At 76.3% G+C, this 19,823-nt stretch carries 14 protein-coding genes; 5 read left to right on the top strand and 9 right to left on the bottom strand.

What is annotated here, in order from left to right:
- Positions 1–39: 39 nt before the first annotated feature.
- Positions 40–705 (bottom strand): phosphoribosylglycinamide formyltransferase, encoded by a 666-nt coding sequence (gene purN, locus ACH5AR_RS06620; RefSeq protein WP_396300253.1) that lies wholly within the window; start codon positions 703–705, stop codon positions 40–42.
- Between the two features lie 403 nt (positions 706–1,108).
- Here purN and ACH5AR_RS06615 point away from each other — a divergent pair, with 403 nt between their 5' ends.
- The gene (locus ACH5AR_RS06615) at positions 1,109–1,768 is read left to right on the top strand and encodes a hypothetical protein (protein ID WP_396300252.1); all 660 of its coding nucleotides are present in this window, start codon (positions 1,109–1,111) and stop codon (positions 1,766–1,768) included.
- On the opposite strand, the gene ACH5AR_RS06610 is transcribed toward ACH5AR_RS06615, so the two are convergent.
- Positions 1,749–3,197 (bottom strand): DUF6350 family protein, encoded by a 1,449-nt coding sequence (locus ACH5AR_RS06610; protein ID WP_396300251.1) that lies wholly within the window; start codon positions 3,195–3,197, stop codon positions 1,749–1,751. The genes ACH5AR_RS06615 and ACH5AR_RS06610 overlap by 20 nt on opposite strands.
- Positions 3,198–3,329: 132 nt before the next feature.
- Between ACH5AR_RS06610 and ACH5AR_RS06605 the strand changes: the two genes are divergently transcribed.
- On the top strand, positions 3,330–5,279 hold the full coding sequence (locus ACH5AR_RS06605; RefSeq protein ID WP_396300250.1) for a LuxR C-terminal-related transcriptional regulator: 1,950 nt from the start codon (positions 3,330–3,332) through the stop codon (positions 5,277–5,279).
- Positions 5,280–5,348: 69 nt separating this feature from the next.
- On the opposite strand, the gene sucD is transcribed toward ACH5AR_RS06605, so the two are convergent.
- The 5 genes from sucD to ACH5AR_RS06580 all read right to left on the bottom strand — a co-directional run bounded on the left by sucD (position 5,349) and on the right by ACH5AR_RS06580 (position 12,431).
- On the bottom strand, positions 5,349–6,239 hold the full coding sequence (gene sucD, locus ACH5AR_RS06600) for a succinate--CoA ligase subunit alpha (protein ID WP_396300249.1): 891 nt from the start codon (positions 6,237–6,239) through the stop codon (positions 5,349–5,351).
- Between the two features lie 19 nt (positions 6,240–6,258).
- Positions 6,259–7,431, bottom strand: a complete 1,173-nt coding sequence (gene sucC, locus ACH5AR_RS06595) for an ADP-forming succinate--CoA ligase subunit beta (RefSeq protein ID WP_396300248.1) — start codon at positions 7,429–7,431, stop codon at positions 6,259–6,261.
- Between the two features lie 302 nt (positions 7,432–7,733).
- A complete protein-coding gene (locus ACH5AR_RS06590) occupies positions 7,734–8,906 on the bottom strand; it encodes a VWA domain-containing protein (RefSeq protein WP_396300247.1) in 1,173 nt (390 codons plus the stop codon).
- Positions 8,907–9,018: 112 nt separating this feature from the next.
- Entirely contained in the window at positions 9,019–11,352 is a 2,334-nt protein-coding gene (locus ACH5AR_RS06585) for a DUF5682 family protein (RefSeq protein ID WP_396300246.1), read from the bottom strand.
- Positions 11,349–12,431, bottom strand: coding sequence for an AAA family ATPase (locus ACH5AR_RS06580; RefSeq protein ID WP_396300245.1), 1,083 nt, complete (start codon positions 12,429–12,431; stop codon positions 11,349–11,351). Before ACH5AR_RS06580 ends, ACH5AR_RS06585 begins: the two co-directional genes overlap by 4 nt.
- 178 nt (positions 12,432–12,609) lie before the next feature.
- Here ACH5AR_RS06580 and ACH5AR_RS06575 point away from each other — a divergent pair, with 178 nt between their 5' ends.
- Both ACH5AR_RS06575 and ACH5AR_RS06570 read left to right on the top strand, forming a co-directional pair.
- On the top strand, positions 12,610–13,902 hold the full coding sequence (locus tag ACH5AR_RS06575) for an SWIM zinc finger family protein (protein WP_396300244.1): 1,293 nt from the start codon (positions 12,610–12,612) through the stop codon (positions 13,900–13,902).
- 11 nt (positions 13,903–13,913) lie between these two features.
- A complete protein-coding gene (locus ACH5AR_RS06570) occupies positions 13,914–15,500 on the top strand; it encodes a DUF5691 domain-containing protein (protein WP_396300243.1) in 1,587 nt (528 codons plus the stop codon).
- A 75-nt stretch (positions 15,501–15,575) separates the two neighbouring features.
- Here ACH5AR_RS06570 and ACH5AR_RS06565 read toward each other — a convergent pair whose 3' ends face one another.
- Positions 15,576–15,980 carry a cobalamin B12-binding domain-containing protein gene (locus ACH5AR_RS06565; RefSeq protein ID WP_396300242.1) on the bottom strand — a complete coding sequence of 135 codons (405 nt, stop codon included), beginning with the start codon at positions 15,978–15,980 and terminating at the stop codon, positions 15,576–15,578.
- 334 nt (positions 15,981–16,314) lie between these two features.
- Here ACH5AR_RS06565 and ACH5AR_RS06560 point away from each other — a divergent pair, with 334 nt between their 5' ends.
- Positions 16,315–17,094 (top strand): M23 family metallopeptidase, encoded by a 780-nt coding sequence (locus ACH5AR_RS06560; protein ID WP_396300241.1) that lies wholly within the window; start codon positions 16,315–16,317, stop codon positions 17,092–17,094.
- Between the two features lie 16 nt (positions 17,095–17,110).
- On the opposite strand, the gene pcrA is transcribed toward ACH5AR_RS06560, so the two are convergent.
- Complete coding sequence (gene pcrA, locus ACH5AR_RS06555; protein ID WP_396300240.1) at positions 17,111–19,741, bottom strand: DNA helicase PcrA; 2,631 nt, start codon at positions 19,739–19,741, stop codon at positions 17,111–17,113.
- Positions 19,742–19,823 lie beyond the last annotated feature (82 nt).

Below are 19,823 nucleotides of genomic sequence, written 5' to 3'. Positions count from 1 at the left end.
CTCCCCCAGCCTTCGGCCGGGGAGACTCCCACGCTGCGCTCACTCATGTGCCGGAATCCATACCTTTCGGTCCTCGATGCGGTGACCTTCGCGGGCCAGCCGGCCCACGACGTCGACGAGCAGCTTGCGCTCGACAGTCTTGATGCGCTCGTGCAGCGCTTCGCCGCCATCGGCGTGGTCGGCGTCGACGACCTCGACGACGCCCTGCGCGATGATCGGCCCGGTGTCCACGCCGGAGTCGACCAGGTGGACGGTACAGCCGGTGACCTTCACCCCGTACGCGAGCGCGTCGGTGACGCCGTGGGCGCCGGGGAAGGCGGGCAGCAGTGCGGGGTGGGTGTTGACGATCCGCCCGGCGAAGGCGGCGACGAACTCGGGGCCGAGGATCTTCATGAAGCCGGCCGTGACCACCAGGTCCGGCTGGTACCCGGCGACGGAGGCGGTCAGCGCGCGGTCCCAGGCGGCGCGGTCCGGGTGGTCCTTCACCCGGTGGACGAAGGTCGGCAGGCCCGCCCTCTCGGCGCGCTCCAGGCCGGCGATCCCGTCCCGGTCCGCGCCGACGGCGAGGATCTCGGCGCCGTAGGCCGGGTCGGCGACGGCGTCCAGCAGCGCCTGGAGGTTGGTGCCGGAGCCGGAGACCAGCACCACCAGGCGGGCCGGTCCGGGCGTACGGGGCGGGAAGTGCTGGGCGGGGGCGGCGGCCACTGCGCGTCTCTCCGTAGGTCGGGCGCCGTCCGCTGGTACGTCCACCGGTGGTGGGGCCACTACGAACGGCAGGTCGAGCGAGGGGGAACTCCGGGAAAACCCGCCACGACGCGGGCCCGGGGAACCTCTGTGGGCTGCTGACCGTCACCACGATAACGGCTGGTCGGAGGGCCTCCGCACCCTCCCGGCGGCGCTACGCGCGTAGTTGAGACGGGGATCTCCTCCGGCCCGCCGCGCCGAAGTTGCCCCGGCCCGCACCGGCCCGCCGGCGCCCGCCGGCCGCCCCCGCGGCACGGGCCGTCGGCGGGCGGGCGGAGGGCTGCGGGATCATTGGGGGCGCGGGAGACCGCTCCGACGCGAGGACCTCCGCACGAGCCCCGACCGAGAAGGAATGGCTGAACCCATGAGCAGCGGCGACGACACCGGCGAGCGCAACCCCTTCGCGCCGCCGCCGGCGGATGCCCCGGACCAGCCGTGGCAGCCGCGCAGCCCCTGGGGCGGTGGGGGCCAGGGCGGCTCCGGCGGGCCGGAGCACCAGGGCGGATCCGGCGGGCCGGGGGGCCAGGGCGGCGAGCGCCCGCGGCAGCAGCCGTGGGGCCCCGGCGGCGACGACGGCCGCCCGGGCCGGCGGCCGCCGGCCCCGCAGCCGCCCCGGCTCGACCTCGCCGACCCGGCCCACCGCAAGGCCCGCAACGCCGCGCTGGCCGGGCCGTTCGCGCTGGTCTGCCTGTTCACCGGGTTCCACTGGATCGCCCTGCTGGCCGGGGTGCTCGGCATCGTCTGGGGCGTCGGCGCGCTGCGGGCCCGGCAGGCCGCACCCGCCGGCGGCTCGGCCGGCGGGTACGCCGCCGCCCCCGCGCCGAACCCGCTGACCCCGGCCGCGCTGGCCGGCATCCTGACCGGCGCGATGACCGTCGTGGTGGCCACCTCGGTGATCGGCCTCGGGTACCACTACCGCGAGTACGTCACCTGCGTCCAGGACTCGCTGACCTCGGTCGGCGCCCAGAACTGCGACCGGTACGCGCCGCAGTGGTACGTGGACTTCACCGGCAACGCCGAGTAGCGGGCCCTCCGGTCCGCTCCCCGGCGCCGCCGTCCTGGGCCCGCTCCTCGAGGGCCGGGGCGGCGGCGCACCCGGCGCCCGCTTCGGAGAGCCGCAGCACAAGGGCGTACGTACCGGCGCGCAGTTCCAGCGCGCTCCGGCGGGCCCGCCGCGCGAGCCGGGCGTACGCGCCCCCGCCGTCCGCCTCGCCCAGCGTCCGGTAGCGGACCAGCAGCGCCCCCGGCACGGCGACCAGCGCGACCCAGCCCGCCGCCGCCGGCCCCGTCCAGGGCACCGGCCCCACCCAGGCCAGCCGCTCCCCGGCCAGCGCCCCGCCGGAGAGCCAGCCCAGCACCGCCGCCCCGGCGCCGACCGCCAGCGCCGTGGCCAGCGCGGCGACCGCCGTCGCGGCCGCCGGCCAGGGCTCGGACCGCTGCGGCGCCCCGCCGGCCCGCCGCCGCCGGCCCGCCGCCGCCCGGCCCAGCAGCACCGCCGGCACCACCCCGGCCAGCAGCGGCAGCACCGCCGCCGCGAGCCGCCAGCCGCCCGGCCCGTCCACCGGCAGCAGTGCGAACAGCGGGAACTCGGGCACCGGGCCCAGCACCGCCCCGGTGGGCGCCACCACGGCCCCGGCTCCCACCGCGAAGCCCGGGCCCAGCGCGTACGCCGCGCCCCACAGCACCGCGTTCGGCAGCAGCACCGCCGAGAGCACCAGCAGCCCCAGTACCGCGGCGGGCCCGCCGCCCAGCAGCGCCGAGCCGCGCCCGCCGCCGGCCACCGCGGCCAGCACCGCCGAGCACGCGACCAGCAGGCCGCCCACCGCGACCAGCCCGGCCCCGGCCGCCAGCGCCGCGGCCCGGACCACCGGCACGCCGTCGACCGGGCGGTACGGCGGCGGCAGACGGTCCAGCAGGAAGTCGGCCACGCCCTCCGGGACGGCCACCGAACGGGCCCCGGCCGCCGTCGCCAGCCCCGCCACCAGGGCCACCACCGGGACGTCCAGCAGCACCCGGCTACGCAACGGCCCGGCGCCCGCGCAGTGCAGCGCCACCGCGAGGGCCACCGCGCAGTACCCCGCCCACACCGCCACCGGGCCGCCCCAGCGCGGGCGCGGCCCGCGCCGGGCCGCCACCCCGGCCGCCGCCCGGTGCAGCCGGGCCACGGCGAGGACGCCGAGCAGCAGTGGAGCGACGCCCAGCGGGGCGTCCGACGGCCCGCGCAGCAGCGGCGCGCCGTGCCCGATCAGCCAGACCGCCCCCGCCAACCGGGTGACAGCGGCGGCGCCGTCGTCCGCGTAGGGCGACACGATCCAGAGCCCGAGCACCGGCAGCCCCACGGCCGCCAGACCGACCAGCGCCGTCCGCACCCCCGCCAACACGTCGGCCAGCGCGGGGCGTCCGCCCAACGCGCCGGACGACTCCAGGATCGGACGGCCCATCAGCTGCGTCATGCGCCACATGGTGCCAAGGCGACTCGCCATGCTCCGTGAAGCGCCAAACCGCCGCCGTGTCCCAGATTATTGGCTTATGCGCATTTTCAGACCTTGCCCCCACGCCGCCGGCGCCCCGGCCCGGAACGTCTGATGACCACGCCGCCCACCGCCGACTCCCCCACCCCGGAGCGCCACCGCAAGCCCGCCCGCGCCGAGACCGACGCGGGCCGCCTGCTGCGGAAGCTGACCCCCCGTGAGGCCCAGACCCTGGCCCACCTCGCGGCCGGCCACGACCTCCCCCGCACCGCCGCCGCCCTCGGCGTCACCCCCGCCACCGCCCGCAGCTACCTCCAGCGCGCCCTGCGCAAGCTCGGCGCCCGCTCCGAGGCGCAGGCCCTCGCGCTGGTGGGCGGCGCCCTGCCCCAGCCCCAGCCCCCCGGGCCGACCGGGCCGACCGGCCCGACCGGCTCTCCGACGAAGCCCGCCGACGGCGGCCCGACCGGGGACGCGGGCGGCAAGCGGCGCCGCTCCCGGAACGGGAAGGCCGCCCCGGGCGCCGCCGGGGACACCCGGCCGGCCCCGGAGAAGCCCACCCGGGCCGCCCGCCCGGCCCCGGGGGCGGACGACGGCGCGCAGCGGCGGCCTCCGGACGGCGAGGCGCGAAGGGCCCCCGGCCCGTCGGCCGCCACCGTAGAGGGCGCCGCCCCCGGGCGCGCGCAGGAGGCGCGCACGCCCGCGCTCCCGCCTGGAAGCACCACCGGGCCCCGGCCGGACCCGGGCGGCCCCCGCGGTGACGGACCGGCACCCGCGGCGGCCCGCGACCGGCACGACGGCGCCCCCGGTGACGGCGGAGCCCGCCCGGAGGCCGTCCCGGCCACGGCGGTCGGCCACGGCCCGGCCGCCGGGCCGCCGGAGGGCGCCCCCGCCGAGCCCGAGCGGGCGCCGCACGCCGCACCGCGGCCCGCCCCGCACGACCCGGCCGTGCCCCCCGCCGTCAGCCCCGGCCGGGCGGCGCTGGCCGCCGCCGCCCCCTCGCACACGGAGGACGACCTCGACGCGGAGCCCCCGCTCCCCCCGATGGTGGACTTCGAGGAGCTCTACGCGAGCGCCCACACCCGGCTGGTGCAGCAGGTGTTCCTGCTGACCGCCTGCCGGCACCGGGCGGTGCACTGCGTCCGGCGGGCGTTCGGGGAGGCCCGCCGGTGCTGGGACGAGGTCGCCGGTTCGGGCACCCCGGAGGGCTGGGTACGGGTGCGCGCCAGCGAGCTGGCGCTCTCCCCGTGGCACCGGGGCGGACCCCGGCGGACCCGCTCCTGGGGGCTGCCGCACCGGCGGATCAAGGTGCGCCCGGCCGACGAGGCACAGGCGGTGCTGCCGGACCACGACCGGCTGACCGACCGCGACCGGGCGCTGCTGAAGGCCCTCAAGCGGCTGTCCCGCCCCCAGCGCCGGGCGCTGGTGCTGCACGACGGACTGGGGCTGCCGGCCGCCGCGGTCGCGCTGGAGGTGGAGTCCACCCAGGCGGCCGCCGAGGGCCGGGTGTGGGCCGCCCGGGCGGCCCTGGCCCACTGGGTGCCGGACCTGGTCGGGGCGGACCCCGCGGCGCCCGGCTTCGCGGACGGGCTGAGCCGGCTGCTGCACCGGGCCGCGGTGCGCGGCTGCCCGGAGCCGCACCGCCCGCCGGTGGCGGTGCTCCGGGCCCGGCACCGGCTCCGGTCGGCGAGCCGGACGGGCGCGGCGGCGCTGCTGACCGTCGCGGTGGGCGGGGCGACGCTGGCGACCCTGGCGGGCGTGCGCCCGGCGGTGCTGTTCCGGCCGCCCGCCCCGCCGGCGCCCGCCCTCTGCCTGCCCGCCGCCGGGGCGGAGCCGGCGGAGCCGGGCGTGCCGCTGCTGCCCGGCGGGGCGCCGAACGGCATCACCAGCATCTGGTGCAGCCCGGCGCCCGGTCTGGAGGCCGTCCTGGTGGAGCCGCAGCCGCAGGCGGTCGCGCGCTGGGAGCTGCCGGCGGCGGGCCGGGGCGCGGCTCCCCCGCCGCAGGGGCCGGTGGCCTGCCCGCTGTGGTCACCGCTGCCCTGCACGACGGGGCCGCGGGGGCGCTGAGCGCGCCCGGGAACGACGAGCGCCCCCGGCCCGGGGAGGGCGGGGGCGCTCGTCACGCGCGGAGCGGGATCAGGCCTGGGCGGCGATGATCTCGCGGGCCAGGCGGGCGGTCTCGGACGGCGTCTTGCCGACCTTGACACCGGCGGCCTCCAGGGCCTCCTTCTTCGCCTGGGCGGTGCCCGAGGAGCCGGAGACGATGGCGCCGGCGTGGCCCATGGTCTTGCCCTCGGGGGCGGTGAAGCCCGCGACGTAGCCGACGACCGGCTTGGTGACGTGCTCGGCGATGAAGGCCGCGGCACGCTCCTCGGCGTCGCCGCCGATCTCACCGATCATGACGATGAGCTCGGTCTCCGGGTCCTCCTGGAAGGCCTTGAGCGCGTCGATGTGGGTGGTGCCGATGACCGGGTCGCCACCGATGCCGACGGCCGAGGTGAAGCCGATGTCCCGCAGCTCGTACATGAGCTGGTAGGTCAGGGTGCCGGACTTCGAGACCAGGCCGATCTTGCCGGCCTTGGTGATGTCGGCCGGGATGATGCCGGCGTTCGACTGGCCGGGGCTGATCAGGCCGGGGCAGTTCGGGCCGATGATGCGGGTCTTGTTGCCCTTGGCACCGGCGTGCGCCCAGAAGGCGGCGGTGTCGTGCACCGGGACGCCCTCGGTGATGACGACGGCCAGCGGGATCTCGGCGTCGATGGCCTCGACGACGGCGGCCTTGGTGAAGGCCGGCGGCACGAAGAGGACGGAGACGTCGGCGCCGGTCTCCTTCATGGCCTCGGCCACGGAGCCGAAGACCGGGATCTCGGTGCCGTCGACGTCGACGGTGGTGCCGGCCTTGCGCGGGTTGACACCGCCGACGATCCGGGTGCCGGAGGCGAGCATGCGGCGGGTGTGCTTCATGCCCTCGGCGCCGGTCATGCCCTGGACGATGACCTTGCTGTCCTTGGTAAGGAAGATAGCCATGGTGTTTAAGTCCCCTTCCTTACTTGTTGGCCAGCTCGGCGGCGCGGTCAGCGGCGCCGTCCATGGTGTCCACGCGCTGGACCAGCGGGTGGTTGGCGTCGTCGAGGATCTTGCGACCCAGCTCCGCGTTGTTGCCGTCCAGGCGGACGACCAGCGGCTTGGTGACGTTCTCGCCCTTGCTCTTCAGGAGCTCCAGGGCCTGCACGATGCCGTTGGCGACCGCGTCGCAGGCGGTGATGCCGCCGAAGACGTTGACGAAGACCGACTTGACGTCGGGGTCGCCCAGGATGATCTCCAGGCCGTTCGCCATCACCTCGGCGGACGCGCCGCCACCGATGTCGAGGAAGTTGGCGGGCTTGACGCCGCCGTGCTTCTCACCGGCGTAGGCGACCACGTCGAGGGTGCTCATGACGAGGCCCGCGCCGTTGCCGATGATGCCGACCTGGCCGTCGAGCTTGACGTAGTTCAGACCCTTGGCCTTGGCGGCGGCCTCCAGCGGGTTGGCCGCGGCCTTGTCCTCCAGGGCCTCGTGCTCGGGCTGGCGGAACTCGGCGTTGTCGTCCAGGGAGACCTTGCCGTCGAGCGCGATGATCTTGCCGTCACCGGACTTGATCAGCGGGTTGACCTCGACGAGGAGGGCGTCCTCCTTGATGAAGACGGTCCACAGCTTCTGGAGGACGTCGGCGACCTGGTCGGCGATCTCGGCCGGGAACTTCGCGGCGGCGACGATCTCGGCGGCCTTCTCCGGGGTGCAGCCCTCGTTGGCGTCGACCGGGATCTTGGCGAGCGCGTCGGGGTTCTGCTCGGCGACGACCTCGATCTCCACGCCGCCCTCGACGCTGGCCATGGCCAGGAAGGTGCGGTTGGTGCGGTCCAGCAGGAACGAGACGTAGTACTCGTCCTTGATGTCCGCGGTCTGGGCCAGCATCACCTTATGAACGGTGTGGCCCTTGATGTCCATGCCGAGGATCTGCTCGGCCTTGGCGACGGCGTCCGCCGGGTCGGCGGCGAGCTTGACGCCGCCGGCCTTGCCTCGGCCGCCCACCTTCACCTGAGCCTTGACGACGGCGCGGCCGCCGAAGCGCTCCGCGATGGCGGCAGCGTCTGCGGCGGTCTCGATGACATCGCCGTCAAGCACGGGCACGCCGTGCTTGGCGAAGAGGTCCCTCGCCTGGTACTCGAACAGGTCCACGTGTTTGTCCTTGTTCGTGGTCGCGGATTGTGTCTCTACGAGCGTGCCACGGCAGGATCTTCGCTGCGGGTCGTCGGGGCGGTGCGGGTACGCAGAGGTACGGCCTTGCGGCCCACACAGCCACGGGCGCACACGTCAATCAACACGCGCGTCACGTCCGTCTGGCAGGTTATCCCCGTGGGGCGGGGCTGTTCCGCCCGGGGCCTGTCCGCCTTGGGTGAGAACCGTCACAAACAGCCCGGCCGGACGGGGCGGGCGGGCGGTCCGCCGATCGGGCCGATTAGCGCGTCCGGGTGAACCCGTCACGCTCCCCGCCCCGGCCCCTCCATCAGGTTCCGGGGGATCGGGCGCTTCTCGACGGCCGCGGCCATGACCTCCGGGAACGCGTCCGGGGTGCAGGCGAAGGCCGGCGCGCCGAGCGCGGCCAGCGCGGCGGCGTGCGCGTGGTCGTACGCCGGGGCCCCCTCGTCGGAGAGCGCGAGCAGGGCGATGAACTGGACGCCGGCCGCCTTCATCGCGGCCACCCGCCTGAGCATGCCGTCCCGGATGCCGCCCTCGTACAGGTCGCTGATCAGCACCACGATCGTCTCGGCGGGCCGGGTGATCCTCGACTGGCAGTAGGCGAGCGCGCGGTTGATGTCGGTGCCGCCGCCGAGCCGGATGGCGAACAGGACGTCGACCGGGTCGCTCAGCTGCTCGGTGAGGTCGACCACGGAGGTGTCGAAGACGACCAGGCGGGTGTCCAGGGTGCGCATCGAGGCGAGCACCGCGCCGAACACCGCCGAGTGGACGACCGAGGGGGCCATCGAGCCGGACTGGTCGATGCAGAGGATGACGTCCTTCTTCACCGCGCGCTGGGCGCGGGCGTAGCCGACCAGCCGCTCGGGGACGACGGTGCCGTGCTCGGGCAGGTGGTTCTTCAGGTTGGCCCGGATGGTGCGGTCCCAGTCGATGTCGCGGTGGCGCGGGCGGTTGACCCTGGCGCTGCGGTCGAGGGCGCCGCCGAGGGTGGCCCGGGTGCGGTCGGCGAGCCGGCGCTCCAGTTCGGCGACCACCTTGCCGACCACCGCCCGGGCGCTCTCCCGGGTGGTCTCGGGCAGCGCGTGCCTGAGCGACAGCAGGGTGCCGACCAGGTGCACGTCCGGCTCGACGGCCTCCAGCATCTCCGGCTCCAGCAGCAGCCGGTCCAGGCCGAGCCGGGTGATCGCGTCCTGCTGCATCAGCTGCACGACGGTGGACGGGAAGTACTCGCGGATGTCGCCCAGCCAGCGGGCGACCTGCGGGGCCGAGCCGCCCAGCCCGGCACTGCGGCGGCCGGACCGGCCGCCCTCCTCCGGCGCACCGCGGTAGAGCGCGGCGAGGGCGCCGTCCATCGCGGCGTCCCGGCCGCGCAGGGTGCAGCCGGTGCCGTCGGCCTCGCCGCCGAGCACCAGCCGCCAGCGGCGCAGCCGTTCGTCGGTCGTGGGCGCTGCCATCTCGTCCTCCTCCTTCAGCGGGTCCTGCGGTGGGCAGGCGGTCGGTGCGGTGCGGTACGTGCCACCGCGGCGGGTGCCGGGGCCGCGGCGGGTGCCGGGGCCATGGCCGCCGTCAGGTGTCGCGGCCGGCGGCCTGCCGGGGGATCCTCGGGCGGACCCCGAGCAGCAGGGCCACCACCGGGACGGCGGCGTCGGCACGGGCCGGGTCCAGCTCGCCGCCCGCGGCCGCGGTGGCCGGGGCCTCGCCGAGCGGGCCGGCCGCGACCCGGGCGCCCACGCCGGTTCGCACCCCCGCCTCCAGAGCGGCGAAGGTGCGGCGCAGCAGCGGCAGGACGTCGGTGAAGACCTCCTCGCCCACACCGGTCAACCAGTCGTCCAGCAAGGCCAGCAGCCGGGGGTCGTGCAGCAGCAGGGCGCCGCCGCCGGCCAGGAAGCCCTCGACCCAACCGGCCGCGTCCGCCGGGGCGTTGGCGACGGAGAGCACCAGCCGCAGCCGTCGGCCGGCCTCCTCGGAGTCGAGCCGGCCGTCGTCCAGCAGCAGTCGTACGGCCCGGCCGCGCAGCAGCCCGGGGGCGCCGGTGGCGGGGCCGCCGGCCGGTTCGCGCCGGGCCAGCGAGCGCAGGGCGGCGGCCCACCGGTCGGCCAGGCCGGCCAGGGCGGCCTCGTCGGCGGAGCCCTGCGCGCAGGCGCCGGCGGTCAGCAGCCCGATCGCGCCGTGCACCTCGTCGAGCCGGCCGCGCATCGTCGCCGCGCTCTCGGCGTCCAGGCCCACGCAGGCGGGCGGCAGCCCGACGCAGATCCGCTCGGCCAGGCCCGAGGCGGCCCCGGCGAGCGCGCCGTGGTCGGTGCCGCGCACGTCGCCGTAGCGCAGCGCGCGGACCAGTGCGGGCAGTGCGCCCGCGAGGTGCGCCACGTCGGTGTCCAGGGCCGCGCAGTCGGCGAGCGCCCGCATCACGGCGGGCAGCGCGCCGGACAGCCCGGCCAGCAGGCAGGTCTCCACCAGGCCGGTCAGCTCGGCGAGCTCCCCGGCGGCGCGGGCGGTGCCGACGGCCTTGTTGGCCGCCGCCTCCTCGACCGTGGTGCCCCACTGCGCGGCCTCGGCGATCCGGACGGCGAACTCGGGCTGCCAGCACAGCCGCCAGCTCTCCCGGAACGTCCCGGTCGAGTGCACCGAGGAGCGGGCGGGCACGCCCCAGTCCACGCCGAGCAGCCGCAGCCGGTGCAGCAGCCGGGAGCGGGCCGCGTCGGTCTCCCTGCGCAGGTCGAGGTCGACGTCCTTCGGCGCGGCCTCGGGCCTGAACCGCAGCGAGCGCTGCAGGCGGGCGAGGTCGCGCTGGAGCGGCACCGCGGGCGCCGCGTCCGGCACCTCGCCGAGCGCGTCGCCGACCACCAGGCGGTCCCGGACCAGCTCCAGGGCGACGTCCGAGCCCTCGCAGAGCACCGCGCGCACGGCGTCCAGGGTCTCGGTCAGCCCGGCGAGCGGGCGGCCGCGCAGCACGGCCAGCGTCTCGGCGAGCCGGACCGCCTCGATCACGTGCGCGGAGGAGACCGGGTGGTCCTCGGCGCGCAGCAGCTCGGCGGCCCGGGTGAGCCAGCGCGGCACCGGGTCCCCGTCGGTGGTGAACAGGTGGTGGTACCAGCCGGGCGACTGCACGCCCGCCCTGTAACCGCCCGCCTGGGAGAGCCGGCGGTGCGTCCACGGCACCCAGGTGATCTCCGTCCGCACCTTCTTCGGCAGCCCGGCGAGCAGCGCCCGGTCGTGGGCGACGGTGGGCATCCGCTCCAGCGCGGGGACGTGGAAGGCCCCGCAGACCACGGCGATCCGCCGGTGCCCGGCGCGGCGGGCGGCGCGGACTTGCTGGCGCATGTACGCCTCGCGCAGGCCGTCCCGGCGGGACTCGCCGAGGCCCTCGGCGCGCAGCGCGGCCATCGCCTCGGCGACGGCGGCGAACGGCGCCAGCGCGTCGCCGCCGGGGGCGCGGTGCTCGACCACGTCCTCCCACCAGCGCTCGGCGTCGTCGTGCCCGGCCGCTTCGGCGAGCAGCGCCAGCGGGTCGGCGCCCGGCCCGGCCTCCGCCTCCTGTGCCTCCGCCTCCTGCGCCGCGGCCTCCTCCGCGGCCGGGGCGAGGCCGTGGGCGGCGGGCAGGTCGATGAAGCGGACCGGCAGGTCGTGGTCCACGGCGTGGCGGATCGCCACCCACTCCGGGGAGAACTCGGCGTACGGCCAGAAGGCGGCCCTCGCCGGGTCGTCCACCGCGTGGGCGAGCAGGGCCACCGGCGGGACCAGGTCCTTCCCGGCGGCCAGGTGGACGATGCCGTCCGCCTCCGGCGGGCCCTCGATCAGCACCGCGTCCGGCCGCCACTGCGCCAGTGCGGCGGCCACCGCCCGGGCCGAGCCGGGCCCGTGGTGGCGGATGCCCAGCAGGGCGACCTCACCGTCGGTCATGCCGTCACCTCGCGGGCGGCGCGGTAGAAGTCCTTCCAGCCGTCGCGCTCGCGCACCACCCCTTCGACGTACTCGCGCCAGACCGCCCGGTCCGCCACCGGGTCGCGGACGACGGCGCCGACGATGCCGGCCGTCACGTCCCCGGCGCGCAGCACGCCGTCGCCGAAGTGCGCGGCCAGGGCCATCCCGTTGGTCACCACCGAGATCGCCTCGGCCGTGGAGAGGGTGCCGCTCGGGGTCTTGACCTTCGTCCGGCCGTCCACCGTGATCCCGGCCCGCAGCTCGCGGAAGACGGTCACCACACGCCTGATCTCCTCGGCGCCGCCGGGCAGTTCGGGCAGGTCCAGGGAGCGGCCGAGCTGGCCGACCCGCCGGGTGACGATGTCGACCTCCTCGTCCAGCGAGCCCGGCAGCGGCAGCACCACGGTGTTGAAGCGGCGGCGCAGCGCGCTGGACAGCTCGTTGACGCCGCGGTCCCGGTCGTTGGCGGTGGCGATCACGTTGAAGCCGCGCACCGCCTGCGTCTCGGTGCCCAACTCCGGTATCGGCAGCGTCTTCTCGGACAGGATGGTGATCAGACTGTCCTGCACGTCGGCCGGGATGCGGGTGAGCTCCTCGACCCGGGCGATCGTGCCGTCGGCCATCGCCCGCATCAGCGGCGAGGGCACCAGGGCGTCCCGGCTGGGGCCCTCGGTGAGCAGCCGGGCGTAGTTCCAGCCGTACCGGACGGCCTCCTCCGGGGTGCCCGCGGTGCCCTGCACCAGCCTCGTGGAGTCGCCGCTGATCGCCGCGGCCAGGTGCTCGGACACCCACGTCTTCGCGGTGCCCGGCACACCGAGCAGCAGCAGCGCGCGGTCCGTCGCCAGGGTCGTCACGGCGACCTCGACGACCCGGCGCGGGCCGATGTACTTGGGGGTGATCCGGGTGCCGTCGGACAGTTCGCCGCCGAGCAGGTACGTCGCCACGGCCCACGGCGAGAGCTTCCAGCGCTCGGGGCGCGGACGGTCGTCCCGCGCGGCCAGCGCGGCCAGTTCGCCGGCGAAGGCGTCCTCGGCGTGCTGCCGCAGAACGTCGGTCATGGGGGCTCCTTCGGGTCGGCCGCCGGGCACACGGGTGCCCGGGCGGCAGGGTGATCGGGGGGAGCCAGGTCGGCGTCCCGGCCTGTGGCAACCACCCTGCACCGGACCACTGACAACCCGGCCCTGGCTCCGGACGGCCCGTCAGCGACTGTCAGTGCCGCCTCCTACGGTCGGTCGCATGGAGGAACGCTGGAGCACCGAACACGTCCTGTCCCTGGCCCCTGACGCCGCCTCGCGCAAGGCCGCGGGCAAGCTCTCCGCGCCCGGGCCGTGGTCCGCCGCCGGCACCGACGGCACCGCGCTCTGGGGCGAGTGCAAGGGCAGCGGCCGCACGCCGTACCGCACCGCGGTCGAACTCGCCACGCCCGCCTACCAGTGCAGCTGCCCCAGCCGGAAGTTCCCGTGCAAGCACGCGCTCGGGCTCCTCCTGCTGTGGAGCGGCACCCCGGCGGCCGTCCCGGCCGGTGAGCCCGCCGGCTGGGTGGCCGAGTGGCTGAAGTCCCGCGAGGACCGCGCGCAGGCGCGGCTGGAGAAGAGCGCCGGGAGGCAGGCGGACCCGCAGACGGTCCGCCGCCGCGAGGCGGAGGTCGCGGTCGGCGCCGCCGAGCTGCGGCTGCGGCTGGCCGACCGGGTCCGGCACGGCCTGGCCGACCAGTCCACCGCCGGCCCCTGGGAGGAGGTCGCCGCCCGGATGGTCGACGCGAAGGCCCCCGGCCTGGCCGCCCGGGTCCGCGAACTGGACGCGCTGCCGCAGGAGCGGCTGCTGGAGGAGTACGCCATGCTGCACCTGCTCGCCACCGCCGCCACCCGGTTCGACGAACTGCCGGCCGACCTGGCCGCCACCGTCCGCACCCGGGTCGGCTTCCCCGCGGACTCCGGCACGACCGACCCCACCGTCCGCGACCGCTGGCTGGTGCTCGGCACCCGGGACACCACCGACGAACGGCTCACCACCCGCCGGGTCTGGCTGCGCGGCGCCAAGACCGGCCGCACCGCCCTGCTGCTCGCCTTCGGCCGCCAGGGCCAGGCCCCCGCGCTCGCCCTGCCCACCGGGCGGGTGGTCGAGGCCGACCTCGCCTACTTCCCCGGCGCCCACCCGCTCCGCGCCGAGCTGGGCAGGCGCTACGGCGCCCCCGAACCCGGCCCCGCCGAGCCGCCCGCCGGGCTCACCGTCGCCGAGGCGGCGGCCGGTTACGGCACCGCCGTCGCCGACGACCCGTGGCTGGAGAGCCGGCCCACCGTCCTCGCCGGGGTCGTCCCGGTCCGCACCCCGGACGGCTGGTACCTGACGGACGGCCACCACACCGTGCCCGTCCGGGCCTCGGCCGTCCCGGAGGCCGCGCTGTGGCGGCTGGCCGCGGTCTCCACCGGCCGGCCGCTGACGGTCTTCGGCGAGTACGGCCACCAGGGCTTCGCCCCGGTCACGGCCTGGCCCGCCGGGCAGCACCCGGTCGGCCTCACCAACGCTTAGGAGCACCGAGAATGACGACCGCCCAGGACCCGTGGAAGACCCTGCACACCACCGCCCTGCTCGGCACCGACCGCCGCCCGCTCCCGGCCACCGCCCTGCCGCTCGCCGACGCCGTGGACCGCGGCGACCCGGCCACCGCCCTGCTGGAGCTGGCCGCCCTGGCCGCCGTGCGCCGCCGGGCCGGCGCCCTGCCCGCCCCCGCCGCCGAGCCGCCCGGCCCGCCCGCGGCCGAGGACACCCGCCCGGAGCTGCCCGAGCCGGCCGCCCGCAGGCTGGCCGTCCTGCTCTCCGGGCGGCCGGGCGGCAGCGGCGGCACCCCGGCCAACCTGGCCGAGCTGCTGCCGCAGTGGCTCGCCACCGCCCGGGCGCGCGGCCTGCGCCCGCCCGCCGCACTGGTGCCCGGCCTGCTCGACGCCGCCCGCGCCCGCAGCGAACTGCGCCCCGACGCCGTGGCGTTGGCCGGCCCGCTGGGCCGCTGGCTGGCCGAGCGGAACCCCGACTGGCGGTTCGTGCTGCGCACCACCGCCCCCGAGGCGCCGCGCCGGACGGCCGACGACCGGCTCTGGCACGAGGGCCTGTTCGCCGAACGCGTCACCCACCTCACCCAGGTGCGCCGCCGCGATCCCGCCGCGGGGCTGGAACTGCTGCGCGGCACCTGGGCCACCGAGCGCGCCGAGGACCGCCTGCTCTTCCTGGACGCCCTCCAGGACGGCCTCTCCCTTGCCGACGAGCCGTTCCTGGAGGCCGCCCTCGGCGACCGCAGCAAGAACGTCCGGTCCACCGCCGCCGAGCTGCTCTCCACCCTGCCCGGCTCCGCCCTGGCCCGCCGGATGGCCGAGCGGGCGCGGGCCGCCGTCCGGCTCGCCGGCGCCGGCACCCACCTGCTGGTCACCCCGCCCACCGAGTGCGACGCGCAGATGCAGCGCGACGGGATCGCGCCCAAGTCGCCCACCGGGCGCGGTGAACGGGCCTGGTGGTTCGGCGAGGTGGTGGCGGCCGCACCGCTGTCGCTCTGGCCGCAGAGCACCGGGCTGACGCCCGAGCAGCTGCTCGCCCTGCGGGTCGGCGACAGCATCGACGAGACCAGCAGCAGCTGGGCCGACGACCTGCGCGAGGCCTGGGCACGGGCCGCCGTGCGCCAGCAGGACGCCGACTGGGCCCGGGCGCTGCTCGGCCCGGCACCCGCCGCCCCCGGTCGCGGCGCCCGGGGCCGCACCCCGCGCACCACCGGCGCCCCGGCCAAGCTGCTGGCCGTCCTCCCGCCGCAGGAGCGGGCCGCCTGGACGGCCGCGTTCATCGCGGCGCACGGGCTGGGCGAGGCCTTCCAGCTGCTCGGCGCCTGCACCGCCCCGTGGACGCCGCCGCTGTCCACCGCCGTGGTGGACGCCCTGGGCCGGGCGGCGGCCTCCGGGGCGTACCCGTGGAGCCACAGCGGCGTGCTCGGGATGACGGAGCGCGCGCTCGCCCCGGACGCGGCCGACGCGGTGGACGGGCTGGCCGCCGGGGCCGCGCCGGACTCCGCCTGGTCCGAGACCTTCGCCCGGCTGGCCGGCACCCTGCGGTTCCGGGCGGCGATGCTCGCCGAGCTGGCGGGCTGAGGCCGGCCCGCCCCGGCCCCGGCACGACGGAGCGGGCCGGCCCTCCCGGGGCCGGCCCGCTCGACGTGCGGCCGGTCAGCCGGCCCGCAGGTTCGACTCGACCCAGGCGACCACGTCCCGGGTCGGCGTGCCCGGGGTGAAGATGTCCGCGACGCCCATCGCCTTGAGCTCGGCGACGTCCTCGTCCGGGATGATCCCGCCGCAGAAGACCTTGATGTCCTCCGCGTCGCGCTCCTTCAGCAGCTCCAGCACCCGTGCGCACAGCGTCATGTGGGCACCGGAGAGGATCGACAGCCCGATGCCGTCCGCGTCCTCCTGGATCGCGGTGTCGACGACCTGCTCGGGCGTCTGGTGCAGTCCGGTGTAGATGACCTCCATACCGGCGTCGCGCAGGGCGCGCGCGATGACCTTGGCACCACGGTCGTGACCGTCGAGCCCGGGCTTGGCGACCACCACACGGATCGGCCCCGACACACTCATGACTGCCTCCTGGACCTCGTCGTCCACCATCCGACCGGGCCTCGTGGGCCGCCGGCGCGGTTAACGGTCAATAACCAACCTGAGGGGAGGTTAGCGCCACCCGGCACGGTTGGCCGCGCCGCCTCCGAAGAGGAGGGCAAAGTCACAGCTCCGGGCCTTGCTACCAGCGGGTATACCCGTCCTTCCCGCAACCTCCGCACAGACCCCCCGGCCGACCCCTTGACATCCGGAGGTTTTTCCGGGGCGTCGGCCCGGGAGCTACAGTCACGGCTGTCGTCCCCTCGCCCTTCCCCCGCCCGACGACGCCTGAGGCCCACCGAGGAGGCAGCCCCCGATGGCTCCCGATGCAGCCGCCCGTCCGACCCGCGCGCAGCTGCGCCTCGCCGCCCGCGAGCAGTCCCGCGCCCAGCGCCGCGGCGCCGCCAGGGCGGCCACCCGCACGGCCCTGCTGCGGGTCGCGCTGCCGTCGGTGGCCGCGCTCGGGGTCGCCGGGGCGGCGGCGGTCACCGTGCAGGGGGAGGCGGACCAGCAGCACGCCCAGGCCTCCGGACGGGCGCCGCAGACCGCGGCGGAGGACACCGCGGCCGCGCAGGCCGCGGCCCAGGCGGTCGCGGCGGGCGCACCGGACCAGGCCTCCCGCGGCGACGCCCGCCGCCCGCTGGCCGGCACCCAGCCCACCGAGGCGCCCACCGCCGAGCCGGCGCCCGAGCCGGTCAGGCCCAGAGCGGTCATGCCGGTCGCCCGGCACGGCCTGGGCGAGCTGTTCGGCGAGGCCGGCACCCACTGGGCGAACCGGCACACCGGCATCGACTTCCCGGTGGACGGCGGCTCCGAGGTCTACGCGGTGACCGACGGCGTCATCCGCACCCAGTGGAACCCGTTCTACGGCTACATGACGATCCTCAGGATGCCCGACGGCACCGAGGCCTGGTACTGCCACCTGCGCGCGTACAAGGTGCGCAAGGGCCCGGTGAAGCAGGGCGACGTGGTCGCCTTCGTCGGCAGCAGCGGCAACAGCACCGGCCCGCACCTGCACTTCGAGATCCGGCCGCAGGGCAGCGGGCCGATCGACCCGCTGCCCTGGTTCCTCGCGAACGGACTGGACCCGCGCTGAGGCGCGTCCGGTCAGGTCAGAGCTTCTCCACCGGCGCGTAGCGCAGCAGCAGCTGCTTGCGCCCGTCGGTGCCGAAGTCGACGGTGGCCTGCGCCCGGTCCCCGACGCCCGTGACGGCCACCACCGTGCCCAGCCCGAAGCTGTCGTGGGTGACGCGGTCGCCGACCGCGAGCGAGACGACCTCGCGCTCCACCGCCTGGCCGCCGCGCCGCGCCGACTGCCCCCAGCCGGCCTTCGGCCTGGCCGCTGACGACGGGGACGAGGACGAACGCGGACTCCCGCCCCCGGACGAGGACTTCCCCCAGGACGAGCCCGAGGAGTAGCCGCGCTGGGCCGGCGCCTGCGCCGCCCCGGTGCGCTTCCACTCCACCAGCGTCTCCGGGATCTCCTCCAGGAACCGCGAGGCCGGGTTGTAGGCCGGCTGCCCCCAGGCGCTGCGCAGCACCGAGCGGGTCAGGTACAGCCGCTCGCGGGCCCGGGTGAGGCCGACGTACGCGAGCCGGCGCTCCTCCTCCAGCTCCTTGACCTGGTTGAGCGCCCGCATGTGCGGGAAGATCCCGTCCTCCATGCCGGTCAGGAAGACGACGGGGAACTCCAGGCCCTTGGCGGTGTGCAGGGTCATCATCGTGATGACGCCCTGCCCGTCCTCGTCCCCGTCCGGGATCTGGTCCGAGTCGGCGACCAGCGCGACCCGCTCCAGGAAGTCGGCCAGCGAGCCGACCGGCGGCGCGCCCTCCTCGCCGGCGTCCGGGCGCTCGCCCGGGTCCTGCTCGTACTCCAGGGCGACGGAGGCCAGCTCCTGGAGGTTCTCCACCCGGGTCTCGTCCTGCGGGTCGGTGGAGGCCTGGAGCTCGGCCAGGTAGCCGGTCTCCTCCAGGACGGCCTCCAGCACCGCCGCCGGGCCCGCGCCCGACTCGACCACCTGGCGCAGCCCGGCCATCAGGGTGTTGAACTTCTTCACCGCGTTGGCCGAGCGCGCGGCCATCCCGTACGCCTCGTCGACCCGCACCAGCGCCTGGGCGAAGGAGATCCGCTCCCGCGCGGCCAGCGCGTCGATCATCGCCTCGGCCCGCTCGCCGATGCCGCGCTTGGGCACGTTGAGGATCCGGCGCAGCGGCACGGTGTCCTCCGGGTTGGAGAGCACCCGCAGGTACGCCAGGACGTCCCGGACCTCCTTGCGCTCGTAGAAGCGCACCCCGCCGACCACCTTGTACGGCAGGCCGACCCGGATGAACACCTCCTCGAACACGCGGGACTGGGCGTTGGTCCGGTAGAAGATCGCCACGTCGCCGGGCTTGGCCTCGCCCTGGTCGGTGAGCCGGTCGATCTCGTCGGCGACGAACTGGGCCTCGCCGTGCTCGTCGTCCGCGACGTAGCCGACGACCTTCTCGCCGTGCTCGCCGGCCGTCCACAGCTTCTTCTCGCGGCGGTTGGCGTTGCGCTCGATGACGGCGTTGGCGGCGCTCAGGATGGTCTGGGTGGAGCGGTAGTTCTGCTCCAGCAGGATCGTGGTCGCGTTCGGGTAGTCCTCCTCGAACTGGAGGATGTTGCGGATGGTCGCGCCGCGGAAGGCGTAGATCGACTGGTCCGCGTCACCGACGACGCACAGCTCGGCCGGCGGCACCTCGGCCAGGCGCCCGGCCGCCGGGTTGACCAGGTCCCCGTCGACGGTGCGCCGGGGGGCGTCCGCCACCGAGCCGCCGGTCAGCTCGCGCACCAGGGTGTACTGGGCGTGGTTGGTGTCCTGGTACTCGTCGACCAGGATGTGCCGGAACCGGCGCCGGTAGTGCTCGGCGACGTCGGGGAAGGCCTGGAGCAGGTTCACCGTCGTCATGATGATGTCGTCGAAGTCCAGCGCGTTGGCCTCGCGCAGCCGCCGCTGGTAGAGCGCGTACGCCTCGGCGAGCTTCTTCTCCATCGGGTTGGCGGCCTGGTCGGCGAAGGTCTCCTCGTCGATCAGCTCGTTCTTGAGGTTGCTGACCTTCGCGGTGAACGACTTCGGCGGGAACTGCTTCGGGTCCAGGTCGAGGTCCCGGCAGACCAGCGACATCAGCCGCTGCGAGTCGGCCGAGTCGTAGATCGAGAAGCTGGAGGTGAAGCCCAGCTGCTTGGACTCGCGGCGCAGGATGCGCACGCAGGCGCTGTGGAAGGTGGACACCCACATCGCCCGGGCGCGCGGGCCGACCAGCGCCTCGACGCGCTCGCGCATCTCGCCGGCCGCCTTGTTGGTGAAGGTGATCGCCAGGATCTCCCCCGGCTGCACCCCGCGGGCGCCCAGCAGGTAGGCGATCCGGTGGGTGAGCACCCGGGTCTTGCCCGAGCCGGCGCCGGCCACGATCAGCAGCGGCGAGCCCGCGTGCAGCACCGCCTCGCGCTGGGGGTCGTTCATCCCCTCCAGCAGCTGCGCCGGGTCCACCACCGTCCGCGCGCCGCCGTTGCGGTACCAGGCGTCCCGCTCCGCCTCGGCGGCGTGGTCGGTCTGGAACAGGCCGTCCGGGATCGCCTCCTCGTACGCGTCGTACGGGGCGTCCTCCCCGTACGGCGGGGGCTCCTCGTCGATCGCGTCGACGGGCGCGTCGGGCTGCTTCGACCCGGCGGCGGCTGCCTCGAAACCGGGGAGCGGAAGGTCGTCAAAGAGGCTACTCATGGCACATCGAGTCTATGGCCACCCACCGACAAGCCCGCCCGCCCGGAACGATCCGGTCGGACGGGCCTCGACCGGCGCCCCG

This window comes from Kitasatospora sp. NPDC018619, from assembly GCF_044391605.1.
Taxonomy (GTDB): domain Bacteria; phylum Actinomycetota; class Actinomycetes; order Streptomycetales; family Streptomycetaceae; genus Kitasatospora.
The sequence above is the reverse complement of the archived record's forward strand: the minus strand, read 5'-3'. Positions and strand labels throughout refer to the sequence as shown.

Coding starts and splice junctions, on each gene's coding strand:
- ACH5AR_RS06615 (WP_396300252.1), top strand. CDS start 1,109: ATGAGCAGCGGCGACGACACCGGCGAGCGCAACCCCTTCGCGCCGCCG.
- ACH5AR_RS06610 (WP_396300251.1), bottom strand. CDS start 3,197: ATGACGCAGCTGATGGGCCGTCCGATCCTGGAGTCGTCCGGCGCGTTG.
- ACH5AR_RS06605 (WP_396300250.1), top strand. CDS start 3,330: ATGACCACGCCGCCCACCGCCGACTCCCCCACCCCGGAGCGCCACCGC.
- sucD (WP_396300249.1), bottom strand. CDS start 6,239: ATGGCTATCTTCCTTACCAAGGACAGCAAGGTCATCGTCCAGGGCATG.
- ACH5AR_RS06590 (WP_396300247.1), bottom strand. CDS start 8,906: ATGGCAGCGCCCACGACCGACGAACGGCTGCGCCGCTGGCGGCTGGTG.
- ACH5AR_RS06585 (WP_396300246.1), bottom strand. CDS start 11,352: ATGACCGACGGTGAGGTCGCCCTGCTGGGCATCCGCCACCACGGGCCC.
- ACH5AR_RS06580 (WP_396300245.1), bottom strand. CDS start 12,431: ATGACCGACGTTCTGCGGCAGCACGCCGAGGACGCCTTCGCCGGCGAA.
- ACH5AR_RS06575 (WP_396300244.1), top strand. CDS start 12,610: ATGGAGGAACGCTGGAGCACCGAACACGTCCTGTCCCTGGCCCCTGAC.
- ACH5AR_RS06570 (WP_396300243.1), top strand. CDS start 13,914: ATGACGACCGCCCAGGACCCGTGGAAGACCCTGCACACCACCGCCCTG.
- ACH5AR_RS06565 (WP_396300242.1), bottom strand. CDS start 15,980: ATGAGTGTGTCGGGGCCGATCCGTGTGGTGGTCGCCAAGCCCGGGCTC.
- ACH5AR_RS06560 (WP_396300241.1), top strand. CDS start 16,315: ATGGCTCCCGATGCAGCCGCCCGTCCGACCCGCGCGCAGCTGCGCCTC.
- pcrA (WP_396300240.1), bottom strand. CDS start 19,741: ATGAGTAGCCTCTTTGACGACCTTCCGCTCCCCGGTTTCGAGGCAGCC.